Annotated in this window: 18 protein-coding genes, 2 pseudogenes and 1 riboswitch; of the genes and pseudogenes, 13 read left to right on the top strand and 7 right to left on the bottom strand. The window is 70.5% G+C overall.

Annotation, left to right across the window (positions count from 1 at the left end):
* Window positions 1-4: 4 nt before the first annotated feature.
* From OG747_RS02625 to OG747_RS02615, 3 genes are read right to left on the bottom strand one after another with little or no spacing between them, the layout of a single operon-like run.
* Window positions 5-856, bottom strand: coding sequence for an FAD binding domain-containing protein (locus OG747_RS02625; protein ID WP_405877375.1), 852 nt, complete (start codon window positions 854-856; stop codon window positions 5-7).
* Window positions 853-3,234, bottom strand: coding sequence for a xanthine dehydrogenase family protein molybdopterin-binding subunit (locus OG747_RS02620; RefSeq protein ID WP_405877373.1), 2,382 nt, complete (start codon window positions 3,232-3,234; stop codon window positions 853-855). The genes OG747_RS02625 and OG747_RS02620 overlap by 4 nt, the downstream gene beginning before the upstream one ends.
* Complete coding sequence (locus tag OG747_RS02615; RefSeq protein WP_405877371.1) at window positions 3,231-3,701, bottom strand: (2Fe-2S)-binding protein; 471 nt, start codon at window positions 3,699-3,701, stop codon at window positions 3,231-3,233. Before OG747_RS02615 ends, OG747_RS02620 begins: the two co-directional genes overlap by 4 nt.
* 339 nt (window positions 3,702-4,040) lie before the next feature.
* Here OG747_RS02615 and OG747_RS02610 point away from each other — a divergent pair, with 339 nt between their 5' ends.
* Entirely contained in the window at window positions 4,041-5,909 is a 1,869-nt protein-coding gene (locus OG747_RS02610; RefSeq protein WP_405877369.1) for a cellulase family glycosylhydrolase, read from the top strand.
* Here the strand turns inward: OG747_RS02610 and OG747_RS02605 are convergent.
* Window positions 5,902-7,158, bottom strand: a complete 1,257-nt coding sequence (locus tag OG747_RS02605) for a YncE family protein (RefSeq protein ID WP_405877367.1) — start codon at window positions 7,156-7,158, stop codon at window positions 5,902-5,904. The two genes, OG747_RS02610 and OG747_RS02605, sit on opposite strands and share 8 nt — an antisense overlap.
* Before the next feature lie 191 nt (window positions 7,159-7,349).
* Here OG747_RS02605 and OG747_RS02600 point away from each other — a divergent pair, with 191 nt between their 5' ends.
* The 7 genes and pseudogenes from OG747_RS02600 (at window position 7,350) to OG747_RS02570 (ending at window position 12,677) form a co-directional block, all read left to right on the top strand.
* Complete coding sequence (locus OG747_RS02600; protein ID WP_405877365.1) at window positions 7,350-8,039, top strand: TetR/AcrR family transcriptional regulator; 690 nt, start codon at window positions 7,350-7,352, stop codon at window positions 8,037-8,039.
* Between the two features lie 61 nt (window positions 8,040-8,100).
* The gene (locus OG747_RS02595) at window positions 8,101-8,808 is read left to right on the top strand and encodes a response regulator transcription factor (protein ID WP_405877363.1); all 708 of its coding nucleotides are present in this window, start codon (window positions 8,101-8,103) and stop codon (window positions 8,806-8,808) included.
* Window positions 8,805-10,352 (top strand): sensor histidine kinase, encoded by a 1,548-nt coding sequence (locus OG747_RS02590; protein WP_405877361.1) that lies wholly within the window; start codon window positions 8,805-8,807, stop codon window positions 10,350-10,352. Before OG747_RS02595 ends, OG747_RS02590 begins: the two co-directional genes overlap by 4 nt.
* A 47-nt stretch (window positions 10,353-10,399) precedes the next feature.
* A complete protein-coding gene (locus OG747_RS02585) occupies window positions 10,400-10,807 on the top strand; it encodes a hypothetical protein (protein WP_405877359.1) in 408 nt (135 codons plus the stop codon).
* Window positions 10,807-11,007: a hypothetical protein gene (locus tag OG747_RS02580; protein ID WP_405877357.1), complete on the top strand. Its 201-nt coding sequence runs from the start codon at window positions 10,807-10,809 to the stop codon at window positions 11,005-11,007. Before OG747_RS02585 ends, OG747_RS02580 begins: the two co-directional genes overlap by 1 nt.
* Window positions 11,008-11,449: 442 nt before the next feature.
* Window positions 11,450-11,575: pseudogene (locus OG747_RS02575) on the top strand (LuxR C-terminal-related transcriptional regulator); the annotation flags it as partial.
* A 100-nt stretch (window positions 11,576-11,675) separates the two neighbouring features.
* Window positions 11,676-12,677, top strand: a complete 1,002-nt coding sequence (locus tag OG747_RS02570; RefSeq protein WP_405877355.1) for a polyprenyl synthetase family protein — start codon at window positions 11,676-11,678, stop codon at window positions 12,675-12,677.
* A 134-nt stretch (window positions 12,678-12,811) separates the two neighbouring features.
* Here the strand turns inward: OG747_RS02570 and OG747_RS02565 are convergent.
* Window positions 12,812-13,186, bottom strand: a pseudogene (locus OG747_RS02565) (tetrahydrofolate dehydrogenase/cyclohydrolase catalytic domain-containing protein); the annotation flags it as partial.
* 23 nt (window positions 13,187-13,209) lie between these two features.
* Window positions 13,210-13,296, bottom strand: a riboswitch (ZMP/ZTP riboswitch).
* A 145-nt stretch (window positions 13,297-13,441) separates the two neighbouring features.
* Between OG747_RS02565 and OG747_RS02560 the strand changes: the two are divergent.
* Window positions 13,442-14,008 (top strand): MarR family winged helix-turn-helix transcriptional regulator, encoded by a 567-nt coding sequence (locus OG747_RS02560; RefSeq protein ID WP_405877353.1) that lies wholly within the window; start codon window positions 13,442-13,444, stop codon window positions 14,006-14,008.
* 24 nt (window positions 14,009-14,032) lie between these two features.
* On the opposite strand, the gene OG747_RS02555 is transcribed toward OG747_RS02560, so the two are convergent.
* Entirely contained in the window at window positions 14,033-14,398 is a 366-nt protein-coding gene (locus tag OG747_RS02555; protein ID WP_405877351.1) for a nuclear transport factor 2 family protein, read from the bottom strand.
* Window positions 14,399-14,570: 172 nt separating this feature from the next.
* Between OG747_RS02555 and OG747_RS02550 the strand changes: the two genes are divergently transcribed.
* A complete protein-coding gene (locus OG747_RS02550) occupies window positions 14,571-14,867 on the top strand; it encodes a hypothetical protein (RefSeq protein ID WP_405877349.1) in 297 nt (98 codons plus the stop codon).
* A 167-nt stretch (window positions 14,868-15,034) separates the two neighbouring features.
* On the opposite strand, the gene OG747_RS02545 is transcribed toward OG747_RS02550, so the two are convergent.
* Window positions 15,035-16,789 carry an ABC transporter ATP-binding protein gene (locus OG747_RS02545; protein WP_405877347.1) on the bottom strand — a complete coding sequence of 585 codons (1,755 nt, stop codon included), beginning with the start codon at window positions 16,787-16,789 and terminating at the stop codon, window positions 15,035-15,037.
* Window positions 16,790-16,911: 122 nt separating this feature from the next.
* Here OG747_RS02545 and OG747_RS02540 point away from each other — a divergent pair, with 122 nt between their 5' ends.
* From OG747_RS02540 to OG747_RS02530, 3 genes are read left to right on the top strand one after another with little or no spacing between them, the layout of a single operon-like run.
* Entirely contained in the window at window positions 16,912-17,172 is a 261-nt protein-coding gene (locus tag OG747_RS02540) for a hypothetical protein (RefSeq protein WP_405877345.1), read from the top strand.
* A gap of 31 nt (window positions 17,173-17,203) precedes the next feature.
* A complete protein-coding gene (locus OG747_RS02535) occupies window positions 17,204-18,289 on the top strand; it encodes an S-(hydroxymethyl)mycothiol dehydrogenase (RefSeq protein ID WP_405877343.1) in 1,086 nt (361 codons plus the stop codon).
* Complete coding sequence (locus OG747_RS02530; RefSeq protein WP_405877341.1) at window positions 18,289-18,918, top strand: MBL fold metallo-hydrolase; 630 nt, start codon at window positions 18,289-18,291, stop codon at window positions 18,916-18,918. Before OG747_RS02535 ends, OG747_RS02530 begins: the two co-directional genes overlap by 1 nt.
* Window positions 18,919-19,121: the final 203 nt, after the last annotated feature.

Here is a 19,121-nt window from a genome sequence, read left to right as displayed (position 1 = left end):
CGCGCTACTCCAGGGCGGCCAGCACGGCGCGCCGCGTGAGCACCCGGGCGAGGTGCGCGCGGTACTCGGGCGAGGCCGACGGATCGGACGACGGGTGTGTGCCCTCCGCCGCCGCCTCGGCGGCCCGGGCCACCGCGTCCGGCTCGGCGTCCGCGCCGGTGAGCGCCTCCTCGGCCGCCGTGGCCCGCAGCGGTGTGGAGCCCATGTTGGTCAGTCCGATCCGGGACTCGGTGAGGTGCCCGTCGTCCCGCCGTACGAGTGCGGCCACGCCGACCACCGCCCAGGCCTGCGCGACGCGCTGGAACTTCTCGTAGTGGAAACCCCAGCCCTCGGTCGACGGGATCTCCACCTGCACCAGCAGCTCGTCCGGTCGCAGCGCGGTCTGCAGATAGTCGAGGAAGAACGCGCGGGCCGGTATCGCGCGCCGCCCGTCCGGCCCCACCGCGATCAGGGTCGCGTCGAGCGCGAGGATCACGGCGGGCAGGTCACCGGCGGGATCGGCGTGCGCGAGCGAACCGCCGAGGGTGCCGCGATGGCGTACGGCGGGATCGGCGACCGTGGCGGTGGCCGCCGCCAGCAGCCCGGCGTGCCGGCGCACCAGCGGGTCGCGGATGACGTCGTGGTGCGAGGTCATCGCGCCGATGACCAGTGTGCCCCGGTCCTCGCGGATGCCGCGCAGTTCCGGGATCCGGCCGACGTCGACGAGCAGTTCGGGGAAGGCGAGCCGCAGCCGGAGCAGCGGCAGCAGGCTCTGCCCGCCGGCCAGCACCTTCGCGTCCTCGCCCGCCTCCGCGAGCGTACGGACGGCTTCGTCGACGCTCGCGGGCCGCGCGTAGTCGAATGCGGGGGGAATCATGCCGACGCCTCCTTCGCCGAGTGGGCGGACCGCAGGGCTTCCCAGACCCGCTGCGGCGTGCAGGGCATCGCCACCTCGGTCACCCCGAGCGGGCGCAGCGCGTCCACGATCGCGTTGACGACGGCGGGCGTGGAGGCGATGGCCCCCGACTCGCCGACCCCCTTGGTACCCAGCGGATTCGAGGTCGCGGGCGTCTCGGTCCGGTCCGTCACGAACTCGGGCAGGTCGGCCGCCGAGGGCACGAGGTAGTCGGCCATGGTGCCGGAGACGAGGTTGCCCTCGTCGTCGTACACGGCCTCCTCGTACAGCGCCTGCGCGATACCCTGCGCGACCCCGCCGTGCACCTGCCCCTCGACGATCATCGGGTTGATGACCCGGCCCACGTCGTCGACGCAGACGTACGAGCGGATGGTGGTCCGGCCGGTCTCGGTGTCGACCTCGACCGCGCACAGGTGGGTGCCGTGCGGGTAGGAGAAGTTGTCCGGGTCGAGGAGGTGCTCGGCGTTGATGGTGGGCTCCATGCCGTCGGGCAGGTCGTGCGAGGAGAACGTCTCGAAGGCGATCTCCTGGATGGTCCTGCGTGCCTCGGGTGAGCCCTTCACGGAGAACACGCCCTGCCTGAACTCCAGGTCGTGCTCGCTCGCTTCGAGCAGATGCGCGGCCACCTTGCGCGCCTTCTCCACCACCTTCTGTGCGGCGTGGTGCACCGCCGCGCCGCCCACGGCGAGCGAGCGCGAGCCGTAGGTGTCCATGCCCTGTGGTGCCGTCCTGGTGTCGCCGTGCAGGACCTCGACGTCTTCGAAGGGCACCCCCAGCACATCGGCGGCGATCTGGCTCCAGCAGGTCACATGCCCCTGCCCGTGCGGGCTGGTGCCGGTGACCACCTCGACCTTGCCGGTGGGCAGCATCCGGATGCTCGCCGCCTCCCAGCCCCCGGCCGCATACCGCAGATCCCGCAGCACCCGGCTGGGCGCGAGCCCGCACATCTCGGTGTACGTGGACACGCCGATGCCGAGGCGTACCGAGTCGCCGCGCTGATTGCGGTCCGCCTGCTCGGCACGGAGTTTGTCGTACCCGAAGAGTGCGAGCGCCTTGTCCGTGGCGGCCTCGTAGTTGCCGCTGTCGTACGTCAGACCGGCAACGGACGTGTAGGGGAACTCCTCGTGCCGGATCCAGTTGCGGCGCCTCAACTCGATGGGATCCAGGCCGAGTTCGACGGCCAGCTCATCCATGATCCGTTCGATGGCGTAGGTGGCCTCGGGGCGCCCGGCGCCGCGATAGGCGTCGGTCGGCGTCCTGGTCGTGAACACACCGGTGCAGGTGAATTCGTACGCGTCCATCTTGTAGATCCCCGGGTACATGAACGCGCCCAGGATCGGGGTGCCCGGGGTGACGAGCATCAGATAGGCGCCCATGTCGGCGAGGAGGTCGACCTTGAGGCCGAGCAGCCTGCCCTCGCTCGTGGCGGCGATCTCGATGTCCTGGATCATGCCGCGGCCGTGGTGGGTCGCGAGATAGCCCTCGGACCGGGACTCGGTCCACTTCACGGGCCGCCCGAGCCGCCGGGCGACGGCGAGGGCGAGGGCCTCCTCGCCGTACACCTGGAGTTTGGAGCCGAAGCCGCCGCCCACGTCGGGGGCGATCACGCGGAGCTTGTGCTCGGGGATCCCGGTGACGACGGCGAGCATGATCCGCAGGATGTGCGGGATCTGGGTGGCCGAGTAGAGCGTGTACTCGCCGGAGGCGGCGAGCGGGGTGACCACGACGGCGCGCGGCTCCATCGCGTTGGCGATCAGCCGTTGCTGGAGGTAGCGGCGCCTGAGGACGACGTCCGCGCGCTCCCGCACGGCCCTGTAGTCCTCGCCGGTGGCCAGCGGCCAGACGTAGCAGCGGTTGGTGCCCTTGTCGGCGTGGACCAGCGGGGCGTCCTCGGCGAGGGCGGCCTCCAGGTCGAGCACCGGGGGCAGCGGTGTGTAGTCGACCTCGATCGCTTCCAGCGCGTCCGCGGCGGCGTACCGGTCGCGGGCCACGACCACGGCCACCGGGTCGCCCGCGTAGCGCACCTCGTCGACCGCGACCGGCGGGTGGTCGGGCAGGACGATGTCCTCGGTGACCGGCCAGGCGCAGGGGAGTGAGCCGAGGCCCTCGGCGAGGTCGCTGCCGCTGAACGCGGCGACCACACCGGGGCGTTCGCGTACGGGGGCGACGTCGATCCGGTCGATCCGGGCGTGCGCCATGGGGCTGCGCAGGATGGCCAGGTGGAGCAGCCCGTTGACGTTGATGTTGTCGGTCCAGTTGGTCTGGCCGGTGACCAGACGGGCGTCCTCCTTGCGGGGCCGGGAGCGGCCGACCTCGCGTTCGGTGATCTGGTCCGTCACGGCGAGACCTCCTGCCCGGAGGCGGAGAGGACCGCGCGCACGATGTTCTGGTAGCCGGTGCACCGGCAGAGGTTGCCCTCCAGGGCCTCCCGCACGTCCTGCGGAGCCGGGGCAGGGTTCTCACGGAGCAGATCCCGGGCCGCCATGATCATCCCGGGGGTGCAGTATCCGCACTGGAGCGCGTGCCGCTCGTGGAACGCCTTCTGGAGTGCGTGCCACTCACCGTCGTGGGCCAGTCCCTGGATGGTGGTCACTTCGCTCCCGTCCGCCTGGACGGCGAGGACCGAGCAGCTCTTGACGGTCTCCCCGTCCAGGTCGACCGTGCAGGCCCCGCAGTTCGACGTGTCGCAGCCGATCGGGGTGCCGGTCAGACCCAGGCGGTCTCGCAGGTAGTGGACCAGGAGGAGGCGGGGTTCGACCTCGTCCTCGTACGTGGTGCCGTCCACCTTCACCGATATGCGGGTCATGTGCCCTCCCAGAGAGCCAGGTGAGGGGTATCAGCCATTTTACGTGATGCGCGTCACTCTAGGGCCGAGTGGGGAGGGCGGCGAGTGCTGCGGCAGGGATTTGTTGAGCGTTAATCCGTTGCTGTCGGGCGGCCGCCTGCTGCACTACGGGGGACGCGTCGGGTACCCAGGTGCACGAGCCGCTGCACCGCTTCCGCCCGGAGACTCGACCCGAAGGAGTACCTGCCGAACGTGACCCGGCGAGGGGGAGGGCAAGGCCGAAGTGGGCGGAAAAAGCTGAAACTTACTCAGGAGTCAGAAGTATTGACGCCTTCTTGCGCAGCCGCGACTGTTGTGAACATGTCGAAGTTGCGTGCGCGTCTGCTCGGCGTCCTCGTACTCCTCACCGGCTTCCTCTCGGCGGCGGGCGTCCAGCCCGCCGCCGCGGACGGACCCCCCGACTCCCTGTGGTTCGACGCGCCGGCGGCGGCCACCCTCACGGTCGCAGGCGGCCGCTTCACCGACGGCCTCGGCCGCGAGGTCGTCCTGCGCGGCTACAACGTCTCCGGCGAGACGAAACTCGAAGAGAACAGCGGCCTGCCCTTCGCCTCGGTCGCCGACGCCAAGAAGTCCGCGACGGCCCTGCGCGCCCTCGGCGGCGGCAACTCCGTACGCTTCCTGCTCTCCTGGGCCCACGCCGAACCCGTACGCGGCCAGGTCGACACCACCTATCTCGCCGCGGTCACCGACCAGATGCAGGCCTTCCTGGACGCCGGAATCCGCGTCTATCCCGACTTCCACCAGGACCTCTACTCCCGGTACCTCTTCAACTCGGGCAGCTGGTACACCGGTGACGGAGCCCCCAAGTGGGCGGTGGACGCCGGGAATTACCCCAGCGAGTCCTGCGGGATCTGCATCTTCTGGGGTCAGAACATCACCCAGAACGGGGCCGTGAAGCAGGCGCAGTACGACTTCTGGCACAACACCTACGGCCTCCAGGACGCCTTCCTCACCACGGCCCAGGCCACCATGGCCTACGTCAAGGCGCACCTCACCGCCGACCGGTTCGCGGGCGTGGTCGGATTCGACCCGTTCAACGAGCCGTTCGCGGGCACCTACGACTCCGGGCAGACCAGCCGCACCTGGGAGCGGGACCTGCTCTGGCCGTTCTATGTGAAGTTCCGGGCCCGGATGGACGCGGCCGGCTGGCAGGACAAGCCCGCCTTCGTCGAAGCGAACCTCTTCTGGAACTCCAACATCGACTCCCAGAAGCAGGAGGGCGGCCTGCTGGACGCGGGCACGCTCGGCCCGCGCTATGTCTTCAACACCCACTTCTACGACCAGAAGGCCATCTCGGGCATCCTCATGTGGGGGAATGCCGGGGACGGTCAGTACGCCACCGACTTCGGGACGGTCCGCGACCGCGCCTCGGCCGCCGGGACGACGGCGATCGTCAGCGAGTTCGGCCATCCGCTGTCGGGAACGGTCTCCGGCAAGGCCCCGACCGTCGACAAGGCGATGTACCAGGCCCTCGACTCCCGCCTGCCGGGCGCGACCTGGTGGACAAAACCGGCGTCCTCCGGCCCGGTCCTCTCCGGCACCCAGTGGCAGTGGGACATCTACAACGGCCGCCATCACGAGCTGATGAACGGCAACGCCGACAAGGTTCTCACCTCCGGCGACGCCTGGAACGACGAGGACCTCTCCGCCGTACGCCTCGACGACTCCGGCACGGCCGTCCTGCGCCAGGACGCCCGCCTCCTCGACCGGATCTACCCGAGCGCGACCTCGGGCAGCACCGTCGCCTTCACCTATGAGGACCGCTCCCGGGACGGTTCCACCACCCTGACCTGGAACCCCATTCCGTCGTCCCTGCCGCACGTCTCCCAGCTGGTGGGAGACGGCCAGTACGGGCTGCTCCTCTGGCGCTCGGGCGGCGGCAGCGCTCCCACGGAACTCCATCTCCCGGCGTCCTTCCCGACGGCGTCCACGACGGTGGTCTCCGACCTCGGGGCGACGATCTCCCCGCCCGCCTACACCACGACCACCCCGATCGCCGTGGCCCCCGAGCCGGGAGGCACCGGCAGTCGCCGACTGCTGCTCACCGCACCGGACTCGGGGACCCTGCACTACGCGCTGGTCACGAACGGGGCGACGGCCCCGTCCGCCGATCTGCTGAGCGCGGCCCGCTCCGAACTGACCTCATGGGCCGCGACGGCGGTCAACTAGCCGAGGGGCCGGTCCAGTTCGCCTCCACATGGCCGAGGCGAACACGCTGGGGGTGGTCGCCGACCGGCACCGACACCGTCTTCTCCCCCGTGGCGAAGTCGATGGCGGTGACCTGGTCGGCGCCGCTCTCGGAGATGATGCAGTCCTTGCCGTCACCGCTGACGGTCGCCCAGTACGGCTTGGAGGCGGTGACGAGCGGGCCTTCCTGGAGAGTGTCCCGGTCGACGACGGTCGCGTAGTCGTCCATCGTTCCTGCGACGCACAGCTTGGTGCCGGACGGGTTCATCGAAATGCCGTGGTGGCGCGAGTCGTTGACCCAGGTGGTGCGGTCCGTACTGGTCGCGGGGTTCATCGGCAGGGTCTTCACCCGGGTGATCCGGTCGGAGGCCACGTCGTACTCCAGGAAGCCGTTGAAGAACGACACCTGGAAGTACAGCTTGGACTCGTCCGGGCTGAAGACGGCGGGCCGGACCGCGTCCGAGAAGTCGGTGAGGCCGATCGCGTCCAGCCGCTGCCGCATGTCGATCACCTTGACCTGCTTGTAGGTGGTCGCGTCGACGACCGTGATGTGCCGGTCGCCCTTCGTCCAGTCCAGCCACGGGTCGTCGAGCGCGGTGTTCACATCGCCGATCGCCATGTTCCAGATGTACTTGCCGTCGCGCGTGAAGATGTTCTCGTGCGGCTTGTCGCCGGTGCCGAACGAGCCCAGCTGCTTGCCGGTGTTGATGTCGAGCACGTGCACGGTGTTCGCGGTCGAGGCGGAGACCGCGACGCGCGTGCCGTCGGGGGAGACGGCCATGTGGTCGGAGCGGTAACCGGACACCGGGAAACGCCAGTTGATCTTGTCGGTGGCGAGGTCGATCGAGACGACGTCGGCGAAGCTGGGGCGCGAGACGACCACCGACTTGCCGTCCGGCGTGGAGTACATGTCGTCGACGAGCTGGTCGTGGCCCTCACCGACGCCGTTGCGGATGGCGAGGAAGTAGATCCACTTGATCGGGTCGGCGTTGATCTCCGCCATCCGCGCGTCCTTGTCCGGGACGACGTTGATCCGGCCGATCTTCGCGAAGTCACCGGTGGACTTGATGACGTCCGCGGTGCCGTCCCAGTTGTTGCCCACGAACATCACCTCGCGCAGATCGGTCGCGGAGACCTGCGCGGAGGCCGCGGTCGCCGAACCGCCGAGGGTGAAGGTGAGGACGAGGGCGGCGGCGAGCGTACAGAGGTGCCTGGGTCTGAGGGCAGACATGGTGGGTCCTTGTCGTAGGCGGGGGGTGCGGGTGCGGGGGAATGGCAAACAAGCGGGAAACTCTGAACACGAGTGCTTTCAGAGTTACTTACTGGAAAGTAAGGAAGGGGTGCCCCTCTCCACAAGGGGCCGTACACGACAAAATCGTCGGAGGGGCGAACGGTTCGTCCGACCGACGAGGGGAGGAAAGCGTGGCGGGCAGGCTCAGACAGCCCACCGGCCGTTACGGAGGCAGGACCGCCGCTGAACGGCAGGCCGAACGACGCTCACGCTTCCTGGCCGCCGCACTCCAGCTCTTCGGCGACAGCCCAGGGTTCAGGTCTACGACCGTCGCCGCCCTGAGTGAGGCCGCTGGCCTGTCGACGCGTCAGTTCTACGAGGAGTTCAGCACCCTGGAAGACGTCCTGGCCGCCCTGCACCTCCAGGTCAACGACTGGGCCGAGGAGTCCGCCCTTGCCGCGCTCGCCGACGCGCAGGGCCTGCCGCTCGCCGAGCGCGCCACCGCGATCTTCCGCGCCTACGCGGCGAACGTGACGGGCGACCCGCGCCGCATCCGCATCACCTTCGTCGAAATCATCGGCGTCAGCCCTCGCCTGGAGGAACAGCGGCTCGCCCGCCGTGCCCGCTGGGTCGACTTCATCTGCGCCGAGGCGAACGCGGCCGCGGCCCGCGGCGAGGCGGCGCCCCGCGACTACCGGATCGCCGCCACCGCCTTCATCGGCAGCGTCAACGGCCTCCTCCACGACTGGCGCGCCGGCTGGGTGGACGCCACCCTCGACGAGGTCGTCGAGGAACTGGTCCGGCAACTGCTCGGCATCCTGCGACCGGCGGAGTGGTGCCCAGAGCCGCGAGGGGGGTCGTCGAGGCAGGGCCGCGCCTGAGGCACCATGGGCGGCGGCGGGCCCGGCGGTGCGGTCCGGTTCACGGTGCGGAGGGACAGTGGTGACGAGCGGGGAGCGGGGCCGGGTCCTGGTCGTGGACGACGACGCGGCGATACGCCGCTCGCTGGAGCGCGGCCTCAGGCTCGGGGGATTCACCGTCGACCTGGCCGACGGGGGCCGCTCCGCCCTGGCGGCGGCCCGCACGAGACCGCCGGATGTGATCGTGCTGGACATCTCGATGCCGGACCTCAGCGGCATCGAGGTGTGCAGGACGCTGCGCGACGAGGACAACGACGTACCCGTGCTGATGCTCTCCGCACTCGACGAGACCGCCGACCGGATCGCGGGCCTGCAGGCCGGTGGCGACGACTACCTCGTCAAGCCGTTCGCCCTGCAGGAGCTGGTCCTGCGCCTGCGGGCACTGCTGCGGCGCAGACCGCCCCGGGACACCGACACCGTACGGGTCGGCGGGCTCGTGATGGATCCCACCGCCCGCCGGGTGAGCCTCGACGAGCGGCCGGTGCAGCTGACCCGGCGCGAGTTCGAGCTCCTCCAGGTCCTCGCCCGCAACGCCGGCCTCGTGCTCAGCCGCGACCAACTCCTCGACCGCGTCTGGGGATACGACTTCGAGGTGCGCACCGACGCGGTGGACACCTTCGTCAGCTATCTGCGCCGCAAACTGGAGGCGTCGGGCCGCTCCCGGATCATCCACACCGTACGAGGCGTGGGTTTCGTGCTGCGCGACGACGACGCGGGGCAGCGGCGGTGAGGCTGTCGACGCGCATCGCGCTCGCCGTCGGGGCCGCCGTGCCCGTACTGGTCCTGGCCACCGGCTGGCTGCTGCTGCGACTGGTGGCGACGGACCTGCACCACCAGCAGGACACCCATCTGCGCGAGCGCGCCGCGGCCGTCGCCAAGGACGCCCGCGGGCTGCTCCGGGCGAGCGCCGCCGACCGGTCGGCAGCGGTGGAACAGGCCCGCGAGCGGCGGCTGTTCATCTCGGCCCTCGATGTCGGTGTCCGGCTGATCGGCCCCGACCAGACCTTCACCGGAGGCCCGCAGCCGGCCCCGGGCGTCTCGCTGCCCGCGAGCGCGCCGGTCCCGGTCACCCTCCGGGCCGACGGCAGGAGCTGGCGGATTCTGTCGACGCGGGTGACCGGGGAGCGCCCCGGAGTGCGCGGCACGCTGTGGCTGTTCGCGTCCGACACCGCCGCCGACACCCAGCTGCGTCTGGTCCGCCGGCGTGCGGTCACCGTCGCCCTGCTGGCCGCACCGCTGTCCGGGTTGCTCGCCTGGGCCGTCGCCACCCGGGCCGGCCGACCGCTGCGCCGCCTGCAGCACCGGGCGAGCGGCCTGGACCCGCGCTTCAGCCCCGCCCGCCTGGACCACACCCCGACGGGGATCGCCGAGGTCGACGACCTCGCGCACACCCTGGGTACCGTCCTGGCCCGCTACGACGAACAGGCCGCCAGGACCGCGGAGGCCCTCGCCACCGCGCGCTCCTTCGCCTCGGCAGCCTCTCATGAACTGCGCACCCCGATGATGAGCATGCAGACCAACCTGGAGATCCTCACCGAGCATCCGCAGCTCGCCGGGCCCGACCGCGACGAAGTGCTCCACGACCTGCGCCGCGAGCACGCCCGGCTGCTCGGACTCCTGGTCATGCTGCGCGACCTCGGCCGAGGGGACCTCGTCGAGGCGGACGCCTTCGGCCCGGTGGACCTGGCCGACCTCGTCGAGGCCGGCATGGCGGAACAGCGGCGTCGCCATCCGCACGCACGAATGACCGGCCACTGTGCGCCGGGCCTGCGCGTGCACGGCTGGGAGCCGGGCCTGCGGAGCGTGGTGGACAACCTCCTCGTCAACGCCCTGGTGCACGGCCACGCCGACGGACTGCCCGCGCAGGTGGACGTGACCTTGCGCGCGAGCGGCGCCGACGCTCTCCTCGTCGTCGACGACCGTGGCCCGGGCATCCCTCCCGCACTGCGCACCGAGGTCTTCGAACGCTTCAGGCGCCGCCCGGACAGCCCCGGCTCCGGTCTCGGACTCACCCTGGTCGCCCAGCAGATCGCCCTGCACCGGGGCCGGATCCGGGTACTGGACCGACCGGCGGGGCCGGGCACCCGTATCGAGGTCACCCTGCCGCTGAGCAGTGGCACGGCGGACGAAGGGGCCACGCTGCCGCTCCAGCGCAACTGGGTGATCACGACCGCCGACCTGCCTGATCCGCCTGATCGGCCCGCCGGGTTCGACCGGTCCGGTGGGCCCGACCAGCCGGGTGGGCCACAAGGTTTCCACAAAGATGGCTCCTAGCTTCCCGGGCGTGAGGGCAACCGCCCGTGAACACGGAGGAGTTCGTCATGCCAAGCACCAGGAAGACCGTGGTCTCGGTCGTCTCGCTGATCGCCGTCGGTTCGCTGCTCGGCGCCGCAGGCGCCGCCACGGCCGACGCGGCGAGTCCCGCACCGTCGGGCACGCCCACCGGCGACGGCGCGGCGGCGCTCTGCCGACGCGCACCGAAGATCGACCGGCGGATCGACCGGATACTCGAGCGGCTGCGCGCGGACGCGTCACACCGTGGCTCCCTCGCCCACCTCGAACAGCGGGTGGCGAACGCCAAGTCGGCGGGGCACACACAGATCGAGACGTACCTGAACGACCGGCTCGCCTTCCGGCGTTCCCTCGTCCCCACCCTGGAGGCACGGCAGAAGGACCTGGCCGACGTCGAGAAGTGGTGCCGGACCCACGACAACGGAACGGAGAACTGATGGATGCCCGCGCCCGCCACACCGTGCCGGCCGTTCTGGCGGCTCTGACCGTCGCATCGCTCCTGGCCGGATGCGGCCACGCCGGGAACGCGCACCATCCGGCGCCCGCCTCCTCCACGGACCTCGGCCATCTCCAGAAACTCGTCGGCGACGCCGACTCGGCGGCCGGGACGGCGGAGTCGGACATGGCACGGGAGTGACGGCCGGTCCGGGGGTCCTGGAACCCGGCGGCGAATCCAGGAGATTCGCCGCCGGGTCCGGGACCGTGCGCCGTTCCCCGTCCCCACGGGTTCGGCGCGGTGGGGCCGCCTCCGCTCGAAGGCGGCCCCTGCCGACAGCCCACGGCCGGGGGAAGCCGTGGGCCTGCACGGCCCAGCGGCCCAGCGGCGAAGCCGTGAGCACGGGGCTCTCCGGGCACCTCCCATCCTGTCCGGCAGGGCCTGCCGCGTCGTCCTGCGCGTGCCGGACATCTCGGCTACTCGGAATGCATGACATGGGCTCGGACATGTCCTCCGCTGGTAGGACAGTCCTGGTGGTGCCCACGGTCGGCAGGGCGGGATTCACGGCCGGGGTCCCACGGGCCGGCCGGCCGAGGCGGTGTCGAGGAATCCGGTGACGGCCTCGCGGTAGAGCCGCGGCTGCCTGCACGTCGGCGAAGCCACCGTGAAGATCCATGTGAGCCGCGTCCTCGACAAGCTGGGCCTGCGCGACCGCGTCCACGCGGTGGTGTTCGCCTTCGGCCATGGACTGGTGCAGCCAGGAGGCTAGGGGGCATGGAACCGGCCACGGCTGAAAGATGCTCTGGCTGCCTTCCGTCCGCAGTGATCGAATCGGTGATCGATTCAATCGTGGTGATGGGGGGCGGCACATGCATGCCATGTCGTACGTGGATCTTCATCGGCGGTTCTCGGCCGATATCGACGCGGAGATGGACGCCGCGCTGGACAGGCTCGCGCCGGACGCCGACGCGGTGCGGGCCGCGGTCGCGGAACTCGTACGGAGCAGGGAGTTCAAGTACCCGCTGTCGGTGCTGCCGCTGATCGTGCACGCCATGGAGACGGGTGCGCCCGAACCCGCTGTTCCGCTCGCTGTCGTGCATGAGCTGTGGTGGACCTCGGCGTGCTACCTCGACGACCTGGCCGATGGGCAGTGCGCTTTCATCGCCGGCGGCCTCAGTGAGAGGGAGGCGCTGCTGGCCGCGGTCGTCAGTGGGAGTCCACTGCCTCTTCTCATGGTGCAGTCGGGGGCCGTCCCGGAATCGGTACGCGGCGCCCTGTCGGCCGAGATCGTGAAGTGCTGGATCGTCGCGACCGAAGGCCAGCTGAGCGACCTGCGCGCGGACGTGGGCGCCGCCTCGCGCGACGCGGTGGTCAGGGCCTACCGAGGAAAATCCGGCGCCCCTTTCAGCATGGTCACCGTGATGGCCGCGGAATTGGCGGGTGCCGCGAAGGAGAGAGTGGAGCTCTGGCGCGAGTTCGGGAATGTCTTCGGCATCCTGTGGCAGATGTTCAACGACCAGGAAGACATCCTGTCCGGCCGCAACGAGGACCTCCTGAACGGCACGGTGACGTATCTCCTGGCCTGCGCGCTTGAGGAGTCGGCCGCCCCGTCCAGGGAGCTTCTCCCGGGCCTGCACGCCGCCGCCAGGGATTCTCGTGGCGCCCGGGCGGAACTCGTCGACGTACTTCTCGCGCCCGCCGTTCTTGGCCGGTACGACGACGACATCGACAGGTTCCGTGAGGAGGCCCTCCGTATTCTGGATGAACTGGGCGGCAGTGAACCCTACTTGTCGGTGATGCGGAATCTGGTGGACGAGTCGTCCAGGATGCTCTTGCATGCCGGCCTCGCCCCGAAGGTCAAGGCCGGCTGATCGAAAGGAGCGTCGTCAGGGCGAGAGCGGCATTGAGGAGGAGGAACCCGCCGCCTGAGTTGACGCTCGGCCCCGGTCACCGTCTGCTCCAGCCGGACCGCGATGGTCATCGGGTCGACGCCACCCGGCATCAGCGTCACCCCGTCGACGTCCTTCTGGGGCGCGATGGCCTCGAACGCCGCACGCTCGTCGATGTGCGGCCCGACGGGGTGCTGCAGCAGGATGCCGTGCACGGTCGGGTCGCCCGACAGCGCCTTGAGTGTGTCGACCAGTTCGGCCGTCGTGGTGCCGGCGGGCAGGGCGACGTGCCGCGACTCGATACCGGCCTTGCGGCTGCGGTTCTGCTTCATCCGGACGTACGTGACGGAGGCGGGATCCTCGCCGACCAGTACCGTCGCGAGACACGGCGCCATCCCCGTGCGCGCGGTGAGATCGGCCGCGCGCTTGGCGGTCTCCTCGACGAGGCGGCGCGCGAGACCCGCACCGTCCATGAGCTGGGCCCTGGACATGAGCTACTCCTGGGCGTCGCTGACACAATCGCCCAGGCGCGCGGCAAAGACCCGTTCGTCAGGCCGCTCCCCGGTGGTACTCCACCCCAGCGCCAGTCACGGCCCGCCGACCAGGGTGGCTCCTCAACTCCCTTGACGTGGCGATGAGTTCGTCGAGCGGTACGACCGTACGGAGGGTGCTTGCGATGTTCGTCATGGCAAGGAAAGCAGTAATCGGAAAAACCATCCAAGAGAAAACTATTTCCGGAGGTGTACATGAAGGAGCAGTCGTCGGCAGGGGACTCCGTCGACCGGCACGTCGCGGTCTGGTCGACGGAGCTCGACTGGATGGACCCGGTCAAGGAGGAGATCTTCGTCCGGCTCGCGATCCTGGCCCGGCTCGCGACCCAGGCCCGCCGGGACACCCTCGACTGCGGCGGGCTCCAGCACTGGCAGTTCAAGGTGCTGCTGATGCTGCGCAGACTGGGCCCGCCGTACGCGGCGAGTCCCTCGCAACTCGCCGACATGCTCGGCCTGACCCGCGGCGCCCTGTCGGCACGGCTCGGTCCGCTGGAGGAGGCGGGGCTGATCACCCGTACGCACGACTCGGCCGACCGCCGACGCGTGGAGGTACGGCTCACCGAGGCCGGATATGCCGCCTTCGAACAGCACGCGGTGTCGGAGGACAAGGGTGAGAACGCGCTGCTCGCAGTACTGAGCGCAGCAGAGAAGCGGACGCTCGCAGACCTGCTGCGGAAACTGGTCGTGGCCGCCGAGGCCGGTTCGGGCGCGAGCGCCCCATCCCGGCCTTCGCCGAGAAGGTCCAGGTCAGGCGAGAGGTGATCTGGACCTTCGGCCAGTTCCTTCCTACTCGTCCCATGCCTGCAGCAGCGTGTGCTCGACGATCTTGCCGTCGCGCAGTGAGATCATCGAGCTGGCGAGTACCCGCACGCCGTCCGGGTACTGGCAGGACTCGGTGAACGCGACGTGGTCGCCCTGGACGACGCACTCTTCCAGCTTGTGGGTCATGTCCCGGCTGTAGACGTCGTTGAGCATTTCGGCGATCTCGCGGCGACCGTGTTTGATCATCGGATGACTCGGCTGTGTGTTGCGGTCGACGATGGTCATTTCCGCGTCGTCCGCGTAGAGCGACAGAAGATCCGCCGCATTGTGTCCTTCTATGCCCCGGCGCAGCGCTTCGGTGTCGAAGGCGGGGCCTGCCATGGTGCCCATGTCGACCTCCTCGGAAGGCCGCGGTCCGGTAAGGAGCGGACCGCGAAGGGCTTCCTCTCCGAGACTCCTCCGCAGCACGGCCCACGGCAAGCCCAGCCGGTCCGCTGCGCCTCTCGGGTGAGGAGTGGGGGACGGCCGTGACCGCGCGCGGTCCGGGGCCGTTGCTGAAAGCATGATCTCAACACGACGTATGGTCGCCGCCGTTGGTCTCGCCGTCGGCGTCACGGGCCTCGCCGCGCCGATGGCCTCGGCGGCCGCCGCCGAGGCCCCGGACGCGGGGAAGCTGAACCCGATCAGCCAGCTCGACGCGCTCGCCGTGAGCGACATTCCCGCGGAGCACCAGGCCGACATCCCGCGGATCTCCAGCCAGCTGAGCGGGCTCAACCGCCTCAACGACCTCAACCAGTTGCACCAGGTCACCGACCTGGTCGCCCCCGTCACCGGGCTCCTCCCGGGCCTCCAGGCCTAGCCGACGGCTGGTCCGCCCCGCCCCCCGCCCCCGCTCCTGCCTCCGGCGCCCCGTGCCGGGCGCAGGAGCGTGCCTTTGGGAGTCGGGCACCCCCGGAGGCCGGGTACTCATGGGCGCCGGGGTGCAGGAAACTTCACACGGGGAACGCGTGCGGTGGTGCGGTTTCCTCAGCCCGCCGTCGCGAGGAACTGCGTCGCTGCCAGTTCCGCGTACAGCGGGTCCCCGGCCACCAGTTCCCGGTGGGTGCCCACGGCACGCACCAGGCCCGCGTCCATGACGACGATGCGGTCGGCCATCGTGACGGTGGACAGCCGATGCGCGACCACGAGGACCGTGGTCGTACGGGCGACATCCGCGACCGTATCGCGCAGCGCCGCCTCGTTCACCGCGTCGAGCTGCGAGGTCGCCTCGTCGAGGAGCAGCAGGCGGGGGCGGCGCAGCAGGGCGCGGGCGATCGCGACGCGCTGACGTTCGCCGCCGGACAGCTTGGTGCCGCGGTGTCCGACGAGCGTGTCGAGGCCGCGCGGCAGGCGGCCGACCAGCCCGTCGAGCCGCGTCGTCTTCAGGACACGTGTGACGTCGGCGTCGTCGGCCTCCGGGTTCCCCAGCAGCAGGTTGTCGCGCAGGGAGCCGGAGAGGACCGGGGCGTCCTGCTCCACATAGCCGATCGCGGACCGCAGCTGAGGCAGATCCCACTCCTCCAGCGGACGGCCGTCGACCGTGATGACGCCCGCCTCGGGGTCGTAGAACCGCTCGATCAGCGAGAACACGGTGGTCTTGCCCGCGCCGGAGGGGCCGACGAACGCGGTCATGCCGCGGGCCGGGACGGTGAAGGTCACCCCGTGGTGGACGTACGGCAGGTCGTCGTCGTACCGGAAGCGGACGTCGTCGAAGGCGAGTGCGGCCGGTGCGGAGCCGGGGGTCGGCAGCGGCGCGGGCAGGGCGGCAGGTTCGGCGGGCAGCCGCATCGCCTCCTGGATGCGGGCGAGCGCCGCGGCGCCGGTCTGGTACTGGGTGATCGCGCCGACGACCTGCTGGATCGGCGACATCAGATAGAAGACATAGAGGAGGAAGGCGACCAGCGTGCCCACGTTGATGGCACCGGTCGCGACCCGCGCGCCGCCCACCGCGAGGACCGTGATGAAGGCGATCTGCATCGCGAGGCCGGCTGTGTTGCCCGCGGCCGCCGACCACTTGGCGGCTCGTACGCTCTGCCGCCAGGACTCCTCGGCCGCCGCGTGGATGGTCTCCTCCTCGCGGTGCTCGGCACCGGACGCCTTGACCGTGCGCAGCGCGCCGAGGATCCGCTCCAGCGAGGCGCCCATCACGCCGACCGCGTCCTGTGCCTGCTTGCTCGCCCGGTTGATACGCGGCACGATCACGCCTAGCACCGTCCCCGCGCACAGGATCACTCCCAGGGTGACACCGAGCAGCACCACGTCGACCAGGCCCATCATCACCACCGTCGCCACCAGGGTGAGGCCGCCGGTGCCGAGGCCCACCAGCGAATCGGTGGTGACCTCGCGCAACAGCGTCGTGTCGGAGGTGATGCGGGCCATCAGGTCGCCAGGCTCGCTGCGGTCCACAGCCGGTATGCGCAGCCGCAGCAGATACGACGACAGGGCGCGCCGCGCGCCGAGTACCACCGACTCGGCGGTGCGCCGCAGTACGTACGAACCCAGCCCTCCGACCGCCGCGTTGGTGACCACCAGCGCCGCCATGCCGAGCAGCGCCCGCCCGATGGGACGGTCGTGCGACAGGTCGTCGATGAGTCCCCGCGCCACCAGCGGCAGCACCAGGCCGGTGGCACCGGTGGTCAGCGCCAGCAGCGCGCCCGCCAGCAGCGCCCATCGATGCGGTCGTACGTACCCGAGAAGCAGCCGCCAGGTGGGCTGGACGGCGGGCGGCTCTGCGATGCTCACGGCGCTCCTAGCGGGAGTTCGGTGCGGAGCGTTCAGGCTACGTCGGCGCGGGCACGCGACGGGAACCGGTCACCCGCCGCACGGCACCCGCGTCCGGCGTCCGCGGCTTCGGGCTCGCCGCGATGCAGGCGCTCGCGGCGGGCGTCCCGCTGATGGTGCGTGATCTGTCCGTCCTGCGCGAGGTCTTCGGGTCCGCCGCCCGTTTCGCGGACACGCCGGAGGCCTTGGCCGCCGCGCTCGGCCACGCGCTCACCTCGGACGATCCGATACGCGCCACGGTTGGCCGGAAGCCGGCCGCCCGGCACACCTGGACCGAGGCGGCCGGGCGCCACCTGGCCTTCTACCGGTCGGTTACCGGCGGGTCACACCGTAGGGTCGGTTGACGAACGTCGATCTACGGAAGGGTTCACCACCATGGCGCAGGAAGTACGTGGCGTGATCGCCCCGGGCAAGAACGAACCGGTGCGCGTCGAGACCGTCGTCGTGCCGGATCCGGGGCCGGGAGAGGCCGTGGTGAAGATCCAGGCGTGCGGGGTCTGCCACACCGACCTGCACTACAAGCAGGGCGGCATCAACGACGACTTCCCGTTCCTGCTCGGCCATGAGGCGGCCGGAATCGTGGAGTCGGTCGGCGAGGGCGTCACGGCGGTCGCACCCGGCGACTTCGTGATCCTCAACTGGCGTGCGGTGTGCGGGCAGTGCCGGGCGTGTCTGCGCGGGCGCCCCTGGTACTGCTTCAACACGCACAACGCGAAGCAGAAGATGACGCTCAAGGACGGCACCGAGCTGTCCCCGGCCCTGGGTATCGGCGCCTTCGCGGAGAAGACCCTGGTCGCCGCCGGACAGTGCACCAAGGTCGACCCGGCCGTCTCCCCGGCGGTCGCCGGACTGCTCGGCTGCGGTGTGATGGCGGGCATCGGCGCCGCCATCAACACCGGGAACGTCGGCCGCGGCGACTCCGTCGCCGTCATCGGCTGCGGCGGAGTCGGCAACGCGGCGATCGCCGGGGCCCGGCTGGCCGGCGCCGCGAAGATCATCGCCGTCGACATCGACGACCGGAAGCTCACCACCGCGTCGAAGATCGGCGCGACCCACACCGTCAACTCCGCCTCGACCGACCCCGTCGCGGCGATCCAGGAGCTGACCGGCGGTTTCGGCGCCGACGTCGTCATCGAGGCGGTCGGCCGCCCGGAGACGTACAAGCAGGCCTTCTACGCCCGCGACCTGGCGGGCACCGTCGTCCTGGTCGGCGTACCGACCCCGGAGATGAAGCTCGAACTGCCGCTCCTCGACGTCTTCGGACGCGGCGGCGCCCTCAAGTCGTCCTGGTACGGCGACTGCCTGCCGTCCCGGGACTTCCCGATGCTGATCGACCTGCATCTCCAGGGGCGACTGGACCTGGACGCCTTCGTGACGGAGACGATCTCCCTGGACGAGATCGAGCCCGCCTTCGAGCGGATGCACCACGGCGACGTGCTGCGTTCGGTGGTGGTGCTGTGATGAGCGCGCGGATCGACCATCTCGTCACCTCGGGCACGTTCTCGCTCGACGGCGGCACCTGGGACGTCGAGAACAACGTGTGGATCGTCGGTGACGACCACGAGGCGATCGTCATCGACGCCGCGCACGACGCCGACGCCATCGCCGAGGCGGTCGGCGACCGGCGGCTGCTGGCCATCGTGTGCACCCACGCCCACAACGACCACATCGACGCCGCGCCCGCCCTGGCGGCGCGCACCGGTGCCAAGATCTGGCTCCACCCCGACGACCTGCCGCTGTGGAAGATGACCCACCCGGACCGGCTCCCCGACACCTGGCTGCAGGACGGGCAGGTGATCGAGGCGGCCGGTGTCGACCTGACCGTCCTGCACACGCCCGGCCATGCCCCGGGCGCGGTCTGCCTCTACGACCCGGGCCTGGGCACCGTCTTCACCGGCGACACGCTCTTCCAGGGCGGTCCGGGAGCCACCGGCCGCTCCTACTCGCACTTCCCGACGATCGTCGAGTCGATCCGCGAGCGCCTGCTCACCCTTCCGGCCGACACGGTCGTCCGTACGGGACACGGCGACTCGACCACGATCGGTGCCGAGGCCCCGCACCTCGAGGAGTGGATCAAGCGCGGCCACTGAGCCGACGCGCCGCGAAACGACGACACGGATCAGCGATACCTGACAGAAGATGTCCGACTTCCGGGGCACGCTCGGAGGAACGCCGACGCGGAGGCAGCGCCGGACCCGCCTGTACCGGTACGGAGGTCGGACATGTCAGGGCCGCCGGCAGGCACGCCGCTGAAAGACGAGGTCGCACTCGTCGCCGGAGCGACGCGCGGAGA

The sequence above is a fragment of the Streptomyces sp. NBC_01384 genome (genome assembly GCF_045040035.1).
GTDB lineage: Bacteria > Actinomycetota > Actinomycetes > Streptomycetales > Streptomycetaceae > Streptomyces.
The sequence above is the reverse complement of the archived record's forward strand: the minus strand, read 5'-3'. Positions and strand labels throughout refer to the sequence as shown.